General features: G+C 72.5%; 10 protein-coding genes. 5 read left to right on the forward strand and 5 right to left on the reverse strand.

What is annotated here, in order from left to right; all coding sequences use genetic code 11:
- Positions 1–10 precede the first annotated feature (10 nt).
- Positions 11–664: a response regulator transcription factor gene (locus tag ABZ194_RS02765; protein WP_355591350.1), complete on the reverse strand. Its 654-nt coding sequence runs from the start codon at positions 662–664 to the stop codon at positions 11–13.
- 215 nt (positions 665–879) lie between these two features.
- On the opposite strand from ABZ194_RS02765, the gene ABZ194_RS02770 reads away from it, so the two are divergent.
- Entirely contained in the window at positions 880–1,044 is a 165-nt protein-coding gene (locus ABZ194_RS02770; protein WP_355591353.1) for a hypothetical protein, read from the forward strand.
- Positions 1,045–1,177: 133 nt separating this feature from the next.
- Here ABZ194_RS02770 and ABZ194_RS02775 read toward each other — a convergent pair whose 3' ends face one another.
- Both ABZ194_RS02775 and ABZ194_RS02780 read right to left on the reverse strand, forming a co-directional pair.
- Positions 1,178–1,972, reverse strand: coding sequence for an inositol monophosphatase family protein (locus ABZ194_RS02775; protein ID WP_355591356.1), 795 nt, complete (start codon positions 1,970–1,972; stop codon positions 1,178–1,180).
- A 94-nt stretch (positions 1,973–2,066) separates the two neighbouring features.
- Complete coding sequence (locus ABZ194_RS02780) at positions 2,067–4,046, reverse strand: S9 family peptidase (RefSeq protein ID WP_355591359.1); 1,980 nt, start codon at positions 4,044–4,046, stop codon at positions 2,067–2,069.
- Between the two features lie 116 nt (positions 4,047–4,162).
- Here ABZ194_RS02780 and ABZ194_RS02785 point away from each other — a divergent pair, with 116 nt between their 5' ends.
- Positions 4,163–5,125, forward strand: a complete 963-nt coding sequence (locus ABZ194_RS02785; RefSeq protein WP_355591362.1) for a ferrochelatase — start codon at positions 4,163–4,165, stop codon at positions 5,123–5,125.
- 54 nt (positions 5,126–5,179) lie between these two features.
- Here ABZ194_RS02785 and ABZ194_RS02790 read toward each other — a convergent pair whose 3' ends face one another.
- Positions 5,180–6,487 (reverse strand): lytic murein transglycosylase, encoded by a 1,308-nt coding sequence (locus ABZ194_RS02790; RefSeq protein WP_355591365.1) that lies wholly within the window; start codon positions 6,485–6,487, stop codon positions 5,180–5,182.
- Between the two features lie 162 nt (positions 6,488–6,649).
- Here ABZ194_RS02790 and ABZ194_RS02795 point away from each other — a divergent pair, with 162 nt between their 5' ends.
- From ABZ194_RS02795 to sepH, 3 genes are all read left to right on the forward strand, one after another.
- The gene (locus ABZ194_RS02795; protein ID WP_355591368.1) at positions 6,650–7,846 is read left to right on the forward strand and encodes an MFS transporter; all 1,197 of its coding nucleotides are present in this window, start codon (positions 6,650–6,652) and stop codon (positions 7,844–7,846) included.
- Between the two features lie 90 nt (positions 7,847–7,936).
- Entirely contained in the window at positions 7,937–9,253 is a 1,317-nt protein-coding gene (locus ABZ194_RS02800; RefSeq protein WP_355591371.1) for a D-arabinono-1,4-lactone oxidase, read from the forward strand.
- Between the two features lie 597 nt (positions 9,254–9,850).
- Positions 9,851–11,437, forward strand: coding sequence for a septation protein SepH (gene sepH / locus ABZ194_RS02805; protein WP_355591374.1), 1,587 nt, complete (start codon positions 9,851–9,853; stop codon positions 11,435–11,437).
- A gap of 218 nt (positions 11,438–11,655) precedes the next feature.
- Here the strand turns inward: sepH and ABZ194_RS02810 are convergent.
- Positions 11,656–13,361, reverse strand: a 1,706-nt coding sequence (locus tag ABZ194_RS02810; RefSeq protein ID WP_355591377.1) for a PH domain-containing protein, incomplete at its 5' end; no start/stop codon positions are given.

Consider the following 13,361-nt stretch of genomic DNA (forward strand, 5'->3'; position numbering starts at 1 on the left):
GCCGGCGTACTCACAACTTGTATCCGACCCCGGGCACCGTCTCGATCACCTGAGGCTCACCCAGCTTCTTCCTCAGGGTCATCATGGTGACGCGCACCACGTTGGTGAACGGATCGATGTTCTCGTCCCACGCCTTGTCCAGCAGGTCCTCCTGGCTGACGACCGCGCCCTCGGCGCGCATCAGCTCCTCCAGGACCGCGAACTCCTTCTTGGTGAGCGCGATCTCCTCGCCGTCCCTGGTGACCAGGCGCCTGCCCGGGTCCAGGCGGACCCCGGCACGTTCCAGCACCGGCGGCAGCGCCGGGGCCGAGCGGCGGCCGAGCGCCCGCACCCTGGCCACCAGCTCGATGAACACGAAGGGCTTGGCCAGGTAGTCGTCGGCGCCCAGCCCCAGCCCCTCCACCTTGTCGTCGACGTCGCCGGACGCGGTGAGCATCAGGATCCGGGAGGCGGTCCGCTCGGCCACCAGGCGGCGGCAGACCTCGTCTCCGTGGACCTTGGGCAGGTCCCGGTCCAAGACGATCACGTCGTAGTCGATGTAGGCGGTCCGTTCCAGCGCGCCGGCACCGTCGTAGGCGACGTCCACCGCCATGGCCTCACGCCGCAGTCCCGTCGCGATCGCGTCCGCGAGCACCCGCTCGTCCTCCACCACAAGCACTCGCACGGCCTCTGGCACCTCCCCTTAAGATCTGCGAACAGCCGCCGGAACAGCTACTCATTGTCGCCGTACCCTCGTAAGACGGCGGTAAGGCCATACCTCCATCACCACAATGCGTGATGTAAGGCACATATAGGTTTAGCCGCCCGGCGGCGGTGGGTACAGCCCGAAGCCAGCCCCTTGCCGACCCGGCCTTCAACCCCCGTGAGAAAGAAGGTGAGATGGGCGAGTTCACCACCACGATCGAACACCGCCTCGACCAGGCATACAAGAACCTGCAAGAGGCCCGGTCCTCCGGCGATCACTACCTCGCCGACACCTTCACCGCCGAGATCGAGGATCTCCACCGTCTGGCCACAGACAACGGCATCCCCATCCAGCGCTGATGCGAAGGAGCCCCCCGGGGGCGCCCCGGGGGGCTCCTTCGCGTCCGGTCTCCTCCGATCCGGCCCACGGTCCGGTGTGCGGCGGGCGCCCGCCGCACACCGCGTGTCCCCCCGCGCCGGGCGCCCGCACGGGTCAGGCGTCGCGTTCGGGGTCGAGCGGGACCAGCAGTTCGTGCAGTTCAGCGAAGAGCCCCGGTGCCGCGCAGATCGTCAGCTCGGGACTGTACGGCCTGCCGCGCAACCCGCCGATCCTCGCCCCGGCCTCGACGGCGATGAGACCGCCGGCCGCGTAGTCCCAGTACTCCGGGCCGCGTTCGTAGAAGCCGTCCACCCTCCCTGCCGCCACCGAGCACAGATCCAGGGCCGCCGAGCCGCCGCGGCGGATGTCACGGACACGTGGCAGCACGTGGGCGAGCACCTCGGCCTGGACCTTCCGCCGGCCGGTCCCGTAGCCGAACCCGGTGGCGATCAGCGCCCGGTCCAGCGGCACCCCGGTGTTGCAGCGCAGCCGCTCCCCGGCCAGCCAGGCGCCCTCGCCCCTGGCCGCGGTGAACACCTCGCCCCGGGGCACCGCGTTGACCACGCCCGCGACGACCTCGCCGTCGACCTCGACCGCGATGCTGACCGCCCACTCGGGCAGGCCGTACAGGAAGTTGACCGTCCCGTCGATCGGGTCCACGATCCAGCGGACCCTGCCGTCACCGGTCAGACCGCCCTCCTCGCCGAGGATCGCGTCGCCGGGCCTGATCTCCCTGATCCGGTCGCGGATCAGCCGCTCCGACGCCCGGTCGAGCGCGGTCACCACGTCGGTGGGGCTGGACTTGGTCGCCAGCACCTCGGGGCGGGCGGGCCGTTTGGCCGTGAGCATCTCCCCTGCCTCCCTGGAGATCTCCTCGGCCAGCCGGGCGAGGGTCACGACGCTCTCCACGGCCGTCTCCCTCCGCTCGCTCGCGCGCCCCGCGTGAGGATCCGCGCCCGCGTCTCCGTCCGCCCACCGGCCCCCGGCCCCGGCCCACCCGGCCTCACGACAGCGACTCCGGCCGTTTCCACTCCTGACCCAGGACGTGCTGGGCCAGGAAGGCGAGCACGGTCTCGTACCAGACCACGACGTTGCCGGGTTTGAGCACCCAGTGGTTCTCGTCGGGGAAGTACAGGAACTTCGACTCCACCCCCGTACGCCGCAGGTCCCACCAGAGCCGCAGCCCCTCGCCGACGGGTACCCGGTAGTCCCGGTCCCCGTGAACGACCAGCATCGGCGTGCGGATGTCGTCCAGCGACAGGTGCGGGGAGAGCGCGCGGTACAGCTCGCCTCCCGGGACGCCGAACTCGCGCTGCCAGTACATGGCCGCGTCGGTGGTGCCGGCGAACTGATCCAGGTTCCAGAGCGAGGCGTGGGTGACGATCGCCCTGAACCGGTCGGTGTGCCCGGCGATCCAGTTGGCCATGTAGCCGCCGAACGAGCCGCCCAGGGCCGCGGTCCTGGCCGCGTCGATCTCGGGCAGCTCCAGCGCGGCGTCCGTGACGGACATCAGGTCGGCGTGGGTGCGGGGCCCCCAGTCACCCCAGCCGCGCCGGATCATCTCGGGGCCGTACCCGGTGGACAGGCACGGATCGGGCAGCAGTACGGCGTACCCGTGCTGGGCCATGATCCACGGGTTCCACCGCCAGGACCAGTCGTTCCAGCTCGACAGCGGACCGCCGTGAACCCAGAGCAGGAGCGGGGCCGGGCTCTCCTCCGAGGCGTCCCGCGGCAGCACCAGCCAGGCCCGGACCGCCGCGCCGTCGTCGGCGGTCGCGGTGACCTCGGTCAGGGTTCCGGGAAGTCCGTACTCGGGGGCCGGGGAGGCCAGTTCCTCGACCGTGCCGGCGGCGGTGACGCGGACCGGCCGGGGAGCACGGTCCACCGCGCCGCGCAACGCGTAGACGGCGCCGTCGGGTGCGACGTTGAGCGACAGATAGGCACCGTCGTCAGGGGTGAGCCTGACCGGCTCCGAGCCGTCTGCCGGGACGTGGAAGATCGGGCGGCGGCCCCGGTGGTCGGCGGCCAGGTACAGCGACCGGGAGTCGGGCGCCCAGGCGAAGTCCACCGGCCACAGTTCGCCGCCGGCGGCGTGCCCCTCGCCCGTGGCCAGGTCCGCGATCCACAGGGTGACCTCGGGGATCCGGACGGTGTCGGCGTGGCTGGTGCGCACGCACGCGACCAGCCGTCCGTCGGGAGAGATCCTGACCGGCCCCTCGAAGTCGTGACCGTCGGGCTCCCCCAGGATCCGCCGGGTGCCGGCGTCGGCCGTGTCGATCGCCACCAGCCGCCAGCCGAGCTCGCCGGCGGGCAGTTGAACCGCCCAGTTGGTCACGACCGTGGCGCCGTCCGGCGTGACGTCGTAGGAGGATTGGAACAGCGCCTGCCCCGGCTGCGGGGTGAGGTCCCTGACCTGGGTCAGCCGGTCGTCCCCGAGGGTTCCGGCGAACAGCCGGGCCTCACCGGGGCCGAGGTCGTGGTCCCAGTGACGGACCGGGTAGCTCTCGTGCAGGATCGCGCCGACCCCGCCGTCCCTGCGGTTCGCGCGCCGCTCGGCCTCGGTGGCCTCGTCACCGGGAAGCACGTCGGAGCCGAAGACCACGCTCGGCCCGCCGACGGCGAACCCGGTCACCCCGCCGGGCCGGGAGGCGATCTGCCTGGCCTCGCCCCCGGTTCCCGGGAGCAGCCAGAGCGTGGAGACGTCGTCGTCGGGGTCCTTGACGGTCGCGTCGGGGCGGCGGGAGCAGAACAGGAGATCACCGTCGGCGGTGAACTCCGCCCCGGCCTCACCCCGCGCGGACCTGGTGAGCCGGTACGGCGCGCCGCCGTCGAGGGGAATCTCCCACAGGGACGTCCCGTAGGACTTGCCGTCGGGGTTCAGTGCCTGGACCACGCCGACCAGGCGAGTGCCATCGGGGGAGAGCCGCAGGGATGTCACCCGCGGTAAGCCGACATAGTCGCGGATGTCGCTAAATGGCGTCACGCTCCGAACCTACCCCGCGTGTCTTCTCCGATCACGTATTCGGGAAAGGCCCGCTTTTCGAATGAGCCGCAGTGACCGGGCGTGAGGACGTCCCGGCATGCGGTTTGATGAGTGTCATGGGGACTTACGACGCACTGCTCGTCGTCTCGTTCGGGGGACCTGAGAAGCCGGACGACGTGATGCCGTTTCTGGAGAACGTGGTGCGGGGCCGGGAGGTCCCCCGCGAACGGTTGCTGGAGGTCGAGGCGCACTACCAGCGCTTCGGGGGGCACAGCCCGATCAACCAGCAGTGCCGCGACCTGATCGCCGCCGTCGAGCCGACCGTGGACCTGCCGGTCTACTGGGGCAACCGCAACTGGCCCCCCTACCTGGAGGACACGCTGCGCCGGATGGCCGCCGACGGCGTACGCCGGGCGGCCGCCCTCGTCACCGCCGCCTACAGCTCCTACTCGGCCTGCCGGCAGTACATCGACGACATCGCGCTGGCCAGGGCCGCGGTCGAGGGCGCCCCCGAGGTCGTCAAACTCCGTCACTACTTCGACCACCCCGGCTTCGTCGCGGCCATGGTCGACCACACCCGAGAGGCCCTGGAGCGGCTGCCCGCCGAGCACAGGGACGCCGCGCGGCTCGTCTTCACCGCGCACAGCATCCCGGTCTCGATGGCCGACACGGCCGGGCCGCGCGGCGGGGCTTACAGGGCGCAGCTGCTGCGGGCGGCCTCGGCGGTCACCGCCGGGCTCGGCGGCGGGCGGGAGTGGGACCTGGTCTGGCAGAGCCGGAGCGGCCCGCCGCACATCCCGTGGCTGGAGCCCGACGTCTGCGACCACCTGCGCGGGCTCGACGCCCCGGCGGTGGTGCTGGTGCCGATCGGTTTCGTCTCCGACCACATGGAGGTCGTCTACGACCTCGACGTGGAGGCCGCGGACCTGGCCGCGAGGATCGGCCTGCCGCTGGCCAGGGCCGCGACCGCCGGCACACACCCCCGGTTCGTCTCGATGGTCGGCGAGCTGCTCGCCGAGCCCGAGCCGGTCCCGTGCGCGGCCACCTGCTGCCCGGCCCCGCCCCGCCGTCACAGGTAGCCGCCGCGCGGGCGCCAGGGGCCGCGCGTCGGGGGCGGGCGTCACAGGCGGGCGTCAGGGGTAGGCCGAGGCGTAGGCCCGGGCGATGGACATGACCTTGCCGACGTACGACCAGGAGTGGTTGTAGAACCAGACGGCCTTCTCCAGCTTCGCCCCGCCCTGGCCCGCGCCGTTGGCACACAGGTAGCCGGCCGCCGAGGGGACGGCGTCGTAGGCGCTCCAGATGTCGGCGGCGCCGTCACCGTCACCGTCGACGCCGTAGGCCTTCCAGGTGGCGGGCATGAACTGCATCGGCCCCAGGGCCCCCGCGGACGACGGCCCGTTGTCGCGTCCGTGTGAGCTCTCCACCTGCCCGATCGCGGCCAGCACCGTCCACGACAGACCAGGGCAGACGGCCGCCGACCTGCGGTACAGCTCCAGATAGCTGCCGGGCCGCCCGACCGTGGCCCGCCGGGCCGGGCGCGCCTCCCCTCCACCGGCCGTCCCCGTCGCGCTCCCGCCCTTCGCGGTGTCCCCCGCCCCGTCTCCGGCCTTCTCCCCCGCGCCGCTCCCGTCCCCGGTCCCGGCCGCCGTTCCGTCCGCGGTGGCCTTCGCGGTACGGCTCCCGCCCACCGTGACCACCTGCGCGCCCGAACTCAGCAGCTTGCGCACTCCGGCGCTCAGGGCGGCCGTCGCCTCCTTGGGACCGTGCACCAGCAGTGCCACACCGGGCAGCAGGCCGAGCCGCCGCCCGGTCTCGGTGCCCACCAGGCCGTCGACGCCGGGCAGGCCGAACGAGGCCGACGCCGCGAGCCGGAGCCGGGGGCCGCCGTCGACCTGGTACCGCGAGCCGAGGACCAGCCCGAGGCGGCGCACCGCCGAGCCGTCGGCGACGAACTCCCCCCTGGCCAGCGCGCTCCACACCTCCGGATGGCCGGCGACGGCCTCAGGGACCCAGGCCCGGAACCTCGCCGGATCGACCGCGAGCAGGTTGAGCCCGGTCCCCGACACCCTGACCGCCCCGCCGTCGAAGGAGTCGATCTTCTGGACGTGCCTGAGCCGGGAGATGTCCTCCTTGGTCCGCTCCGGCAGCGTCGTCTGGGAGACCACGAGCAGCCGGGGCGGGGTGGGGGTGACTCCCGGGCCGCCGGTGACCGGGGACGCCGAGGTCTCGGGGGCCGGCTCCGCCGGCGCCGTACCGGCCGGTGTGGGGTCGGCCCGTACCGGCTCGGCCTGCGGGACGAGCCTCGTCAGGTCCCGGACGCCGGGGTCGGCGACGGAATCGGCGACGGTGGCCGTGGGGGAGTCGGCGGGGCGGGTGACGATGAGCACCGCGCCCCCGATGGCCACGAAGGCGATCACGGCCAGCATCGTGACGAACACCCCTAACCTGGGAAGATGCCACACTGCGCCCACGTTAGCCCCAAGTGACCATGATGTGTGGCATTGCATAATAAGTCGCATGAAAAACGATTTGCCGAGTGGCGGACCGGTACGGAATCGTCGATACGATCCACGCCCATACCGTGCGAAAGGGGACTTCCAGTGGTCGGGCCTTACCGGAGGCTGTTCAGCAGGCCCGGCGTCAAGGGATTCGTCGTCGCGGGGTTCTTCGGGCGGATGCCGATGTCGATGCTGGGCATCGGCATCGTGCTGCTGGTCCAGGCGCTCACCGACTCCTATGCCGTGGCGGGCGCGGTCGCGGCCACCGTCAGCGTCTCCTACGCCGTCGCCGCCCCCCTGACCGGACGCCTGGTGGACAGGTTCGGCCAGGCCAGGGTAATCGTCCCGCTCGTCCTGACGCACGGCGCCGCACTGACGGGGCTGATGCTCTGCGGGGAATTCGGCGCGCCGATATGGACGCTGTTCGCCACCGGCGTCCTGGTCGGGGTGAGCGCGGTCTCGCTCGGCTCACTGGTGCGGGCCCGCTGGTCCCATCTGCTGACGGGATCGGACGACCTGCACGCCGCCTTCTCCTTCGAGTCGGTCGCCGACGAGATGATCTTCGTCGCCGGACCGGCGCTGGTCACCGCCCTGGCCACCTTGGTCAACCCGTACGCCGGCCTGATCGTCGCCCTGGTGTGCACGCTGGCGGGCACCCTCGCCTTCGCGATGCAGCGCGGCACCGAGCCGCCGACCGAACCGGACGGCAGGCACCCGGGCAGCCCGATCACCATCCCGGGGATCGCACTGCTCTCGTGCGTCTTCCTGGCGATGGGGACGGTGTTCGGCTCACTGGACCTGATCACCGTGGCGTTCGCCGAGGAGCGCGGGGCCAAGGCCGCCGCGGGGCTGCTGCTCGCCGCGATCGCGAGCGGAAGCCTGGTCTCCGGGCTCTGGTACGGCGCGCAGCGGTGGAGGATCTCCCTGCGCAGCCGGTTCGTCCGCGCCCTCGGGGTGTTCGCGGCCGGCCTGACCCCGATCACACTGATCGGGGACGTCAGGATCATGGCGGCGGCGATGTTCCTCGCCGGCCTGGCCATCTCTCCGACGATCATCACGGGCTACACGCTGATCGAGCAGCTGGTCCCCGCCCGCCTGCTCACCGAGGGCATGTCGTGGCTCTCCACCTCGGTCGGGTTCGGCGTGGCGCTCGGCGCCTGGGCCGGCGGGCGGCTCACCGACACGTTCGGCGCCTCCAACGCCTACGCCCTCCCGTTCGCCTCCGCCCTGCTGGCCATGATCATCGGAGTCGCCGGCTCCGCCTGGCTGCGGCCCCCTGTCCCACAGCAGCAATCATGAGTAGTGTTCATATTTGCCGCGAAGTGAGTGTGAACCGGCCCCACGGACGAACCATGCGCGCTTCGTGACGCCGACAGTCAGGGAGCAAGCATGCGTGACACCTTCCGCAACTGGGCCGGGAACCAGTCCATCACCCCGGCGCAGGTCCGCGCCCCCTCATCCACGGCGGAGACGGCGCGGGCCGTGCGGGACGCCGCCGCGGCGGGGCTGCGGGTGCGCATGGTCGGCACCGGGCACTCCTTCACCGGGATCACGCTGACCGACGGCCTGCTGCTCCGGCCGGACGCGCTGACCGGGATCCGCGAGGTCGGCGACGGCTGGGTGACGGCGGCGGCGGGGACGCCGCTCGGCGTGCTCAACGAGGAACTCGACCGGATGGGCCTGGCCCTGGCGAACATGGGCGACATCACCGCCCAGACCCTGGCCGGGGCCATCCAGACCGGCACCCACGGCACCGGCAGGGAGGCCGGCGGGCTCGCCGACCAGGTGCTCGGGCTGGAGCTGGTGCTCGCCGACGGCGAGGTCGTCACGGTGTCCGGCGACGGCACCGGGAGGATCCGCGACGGAGTGAGCGAGCGGGACCTGTTCGACGCGGCCCGGGTGGGGCTGGGCGCGCTCGGCGTGGTGACCGCGGTGACCTTCCGGGTGGAGCCGTCGTTCCTGCTGCGCAGCACCCGGCAGCCGATGAGGCTGACCGAGATCCTCGACTCGCTCGACACGATCACCTCGGACAACGAGCACCTGGACTTCTTCTGGCTGCCGCACACCGGCACCTGCCTGACCAAGCGCAACAACCGGAGCGCGGGGCCGGCCAACCCACCGAGCGCGTTCCGGCGCTGGCTGGACAACAGATTCCTGGAGAACACCCTGTTCGGCGCGGTGTGCGGGATCGGCGAGCGCCTCCCGGGCGCGATCCCCCGGCTGAACGCGATCTCGGCGGCGGCGCTGTCGGCCTCGACCCACACCGACACCTCCTACAAGATCTTCGCCAGTGTGCGGGACGTACGGTTTCTGGAGATGGAGTACGCCATCGCGCGCGAGCACCTCGGCCAGGCCCTCCGGGACACCCGCGACCTGATGGAACGGCGGGGCTGGAAGATCACGTTTCCGATCGAGGTGCGGGTCACCCCGCCCAGCGACGCGTGGCTGTCCACCGCCTACGGCAGGGACTCGGCCTACATCGCCTGCCACGTCTACCGGCCGACCCCGAACCCGGCGTACTTCGAGGGCGTGGAGGAGATCATGATCGGGTACGGCGGACGCCCGCACTGGGGCAAGCTGCACACTCGTGACGCGTCCTACCTGTCCACCGTCTACCCCCGGTTCGCGGACTTCCGGGCACTGCGCGACCGGCTGGACCCCGGACGGGTGTTCGCCAACGACCATCTGGGCACGGTGCTGGGCTGAGGGGTGCCACGGGGAGGCCCTCGCGGCCGGGCGCGGCCCGCGATCCACCGGACTTTTGGAGGCTTCCCGGCCGGGCCGGCGCTCGCCGCCCGTTCCCCGAATCGGCCCCGTCTCACAGGCTTCCGGTAAAGGCGTGCGTAAAGCCTCCCTCGAAGAATGACGCATCGGCGTGTCCCACCGTTACGACGGCGGGTACGGCGGGCAGATTCGCAGACGCCCTGCGCCGCTCAACCCAAGGGAGTCCGCCGGAGATGACCTTCTCCCGCCGTCCAGGCCCGCCGCCGCACACCGCGCCGGCGGCACTTCGCCCCGAGACCAGCGGGCCGGCCCCGTCACCGTCTCCCGGCTCTTGTCCCAAGTCCGCGACGGCACCCAGAGTTATTGGGGAGAATCCGTCGAGGACTCCGAACGTACTGCTCCGCACCGGTGCCCGATAAGTAGATGGATGGAGTAAATGTGACGGGCGTCACATCGCTGCGAGCCCCATCCAGGAAGGCGATGTTCGGACATGCCGGGTACGGTGCTGGCAGGCAACCGGCACACGCGAGAGACTCAAGGGTCCGGGGGAAGATTGAGCACGACGACGAAGGGACTCGCATGCAGGAGCTCCGACTCGTCGCGGTGAGTGAGGACGGGACCTATCTCGTGCTGGCGACGGCCGGCCGGGGTACCCGGTTCACGCTGCCCGTCGACGACCGGCTCCGTGCTGCCGTCCGCGGCAACTTCTCCCGTCTCGGCCAGTACGAGATCGAAGTGGAGAGTCCGTTGCGCCCCAAGGAGATCCAGGCCCGGATCCGTGCCGGCGAGACCGCGGAGGAGATCGCCGCCACGGCGGGTATCCCGGTCGAGCGCGTGCGATGGTTCGAGGGCCCCGTGCTCCAGGAACGTGAGTACATGGCTCAGCAGGCGCAGCGGTGCGCCGTGCGGCTGCCGGGCGACTCCGCTCCCGGTCCCACCCTCGGTGACCTGGTCGCCGAACGACTGACCCGGCGCGGCGTGCCCGCCGACGAGATCGACTGGGACTCCGCGAAACGTGACGACAACCTGTGGCGGATCAAGCTCGGTTTCGTGTGGAACGGTCACAGCCGCAACGCCGAGTGGATCTTCGATCCGCGCCGGCGGCACATCACGCCACACGACGACGAGGCCATGCGCCTGTCGGCCGGCGAGTACGTCGAGCCGGTCGAGGACACCACGGTCACCCCGTTCGTGCCCCGGGTGGCCAAGCTCGCGCCGGTGCCGCCCCTGGCACCGGAACCGCTGAACCAGCCCCCGGTGTCGTTCCCCTCGGTCCTGCGGCACGAGCCGGTCCAGCCCCGGACCGTCCACGTCGAACCCGAGCCTCCTGCGGCCCAAGCGGAGGCCGTGCCACCCGCGCCGCCCGCGGCCTACGTCCAGCCTCCGATGCCGCCGCTCCCCGCCGGATATGAGCCGCCGAGGTCCACCGTGCCACCGCTGCGCGCCCCGGACGCCGTCCCCTACGAACAGCCGATCAGGACCCCCGAGGTGGCCAGGGCGGCCGAGCCCGTCACCCGGATCAGGGTCTCAGAACCGGCTCCCGTCCCCGCCGGCCCCGTGGCCACCCCGGAGTCCGGCGCCTCGGAGAGGCCGGCCTCGGCCCCAGAGCCGGTCAGGGCGCCGGAACCGGCCGTGATCGCGAGGTCAGCCGTGCCCGCCCCCGTCGTGCCCGCAGGACCCGTCGAGGCGACCGGAGAACCCCGACCCGCCGCTCCCCCGGTCGCCGAACCGGCCGCCTCCTCCGCGGAGACCGAGGCCGGCGCCCCGCCCGCACCGGCCGTCGCGGAGACGGCCGAGGTCCCCCGTGTCTCCGAGTCCCCCTCCGCCGCGAGCACCGCCGAACCGGCCAAGGTGAAGCCGGAGCCCGCCCGCGAGCAACCCCCGGCCCCCGCTCCCGTGCCGGGACCGGCCCAGGAAACGCCGATAGCGGTGCCCGCGGCGCGCGTCAGCGTGGACGAGCCGGCCCAGCCGGAACCGGCCAGGGAGGAGGCGCCCGCGGCCGTCGCGGCGCAGGAGACGGAGGCCGCCAAACCGGTGCCCGACAAACCGGCGGAACCGCCCAAGCAGGCCCCGGCTCCGGCCCGGCCGGCGAAGAAGGCCCGGGGACGGCGCGCGTCCGTACCGACCTGGGACGAGATCATGTTCGGCGCCCGCCGCCAGGACTGACGACACTCCGCGAGGCGGGGTGAGACCGGAACGCCGGTCGCCCCCGCCTCGCCGTCCCTGGAGCCGCACGGTGAACCCGGACCGCGAGAGCCCGGAGCCGCCGGAATGTCGCCGGTCAGGCGTCCGGCGATCTGACCGCCACCCCCACGGGACACCCCGCAGGACCGCCGGTCACCGCGCGGCTTTCCCCTCCCCACCCGAGGCGGAGGTCTCCGCACTCACGGGGATTCGACGAACGGAGCGAGCCAGCCGGGGGTCACCTCGGCGGCGAAGGCCACCCCCGCCGCCGCCCCGACGTCGACCGCGTCGTACCCTCCGCTGCCAGCGCCCACCCCGGCGGTCACGGTCAGCAGGCCCGCCTGACGCTGGAACAGGGTCTGGGTCAGTTTCCAGCCGACCACCGCCCGCTCCTCCACCACGGCCTGGGAGCGGCGCAGCGAACCCGACCGGACCGACAGACGCTCCCCGTCGTAGGTGTGCCCCAGGGAGCGGTAACGGTCCAGGCCGAGCGGGACACCCAGCACCGCCAGCAGCAGAGCCACCGCCACCGGCCCCCACCAGAGCCGGGACCACGTCAGGGCGGCGAACAGCGCGCATCCCCCGACCAGCAGCCATGGGAAGACCGCGCGAAACAGCCTGCGTCTGCGCGCCGCCACCGGGTGAGCCCGCAGGCCGGTGGCGATCGGGCCGACCGCCTCGCCCACCACGTCCAGCAGGGTGGCGCGCGGCACCACCGGCATCAGCTGACCTCGGGTCTGCGAGTCGCCGAGGCCGGTCACGATCGCCCAGGCTCGGGCGACCCCGGCCCAGCGCTCGGCCACCCCCTCGACCAGCTCGAACCCGCGCACCCTGCGCCGCTCCAGCGACACGCTCCGGCGTGTGATCAGGCCACGCTCGGCGACGAGGTACCCCTCCCTGCCGCGCAGGGTGAAGTCCCAGTTGAACACCGCGTACATGATCGCACCGGCGACCGGCATGGCGAGCACCAGCAGCGCCAGGAGGCCCGCGAGGAGGAGCGGATGACCCCAGAGCCACTCGCCCGCGCCCACCACGGCGCGTCCGTCGATCCTGAGTTCCCTGCCCCACTGGAACGCCAGGCCCACGGCACCGGCCACCAGCGCGAACGGGGTCAGCAGGTAGGCCCCCGACAGCGGGCCGTAAGCGAGCCACCCGCGCGGTATCACGAAGAACACCCGCTCCGGATTCGTCTCGCCGACCTCGTGACGGGCCGTCGGGGAACCCCCGGCCGCCGCGGGCCCACCGGCGACCGCCGGGAGCCCGGCGACCTGGCCGGTCGCCGAAATCGCGGGGCCGGCCTTCCCCGGCACCGCCGCGGCCCCTCTCACCTGGGCGCGCCGCGCCATCCGGGCGCGCGCGTGCCAGAGCAGCACGGCCTTGAGCCGCTCCGCCTCCGCGACGGTCACGCCGTCGAGCTCACCCTCCTGCTTGTCCTCACCGCCCGCGCCGGTGTCGATCCTGAGCACCGCGATGCCGAGCAGGCGGTGCAGCGGCGGGTTGCTGACGTCGACACCGCGGATCCGCTCCAGCGGGACCGTCCGTACCGACCTGCTGATCAGTGACCGGCTGAGCTCCAGCCTGTCGCCCGTGACCTGGTAGGTGAAGGTGGCCCAGCGGACCGCGCTGTAGGCGACGGAGCCGATGACGCCGAAGGCCGCCCAGGCAAAGGAGCCGGGCGAGAACCCGCCGATGAACAGGACACCGGCCAGCGGCAGGAAGAGGGAGGGCAGCATCCGGATCGGGTCGGTCAGCAGCACCTTGGGGCTCAGCCGCAACGGCGGCCCGGTCGGCTGCGACCCGTGCCCCCCGGCGTCGGGCTCCTGGGCGCCGGGCTCCGCGAGGTCTCCGGAGTCCGGCGAAGAATCCGGGGAGACCGTCCGGGGGGCCGGCGGAGAGTCTGCGGGCA

Origin of the sequence: Streptosporangium sp. NPDC006007 (genome assembly GCF_040614315.1) — a bacterium.
Classification (GTDB): Bacteria; Actinomycetota; Actinomycetes; order Streptosporangiales; family Streptosporangiaceae; genus Streptosporangium.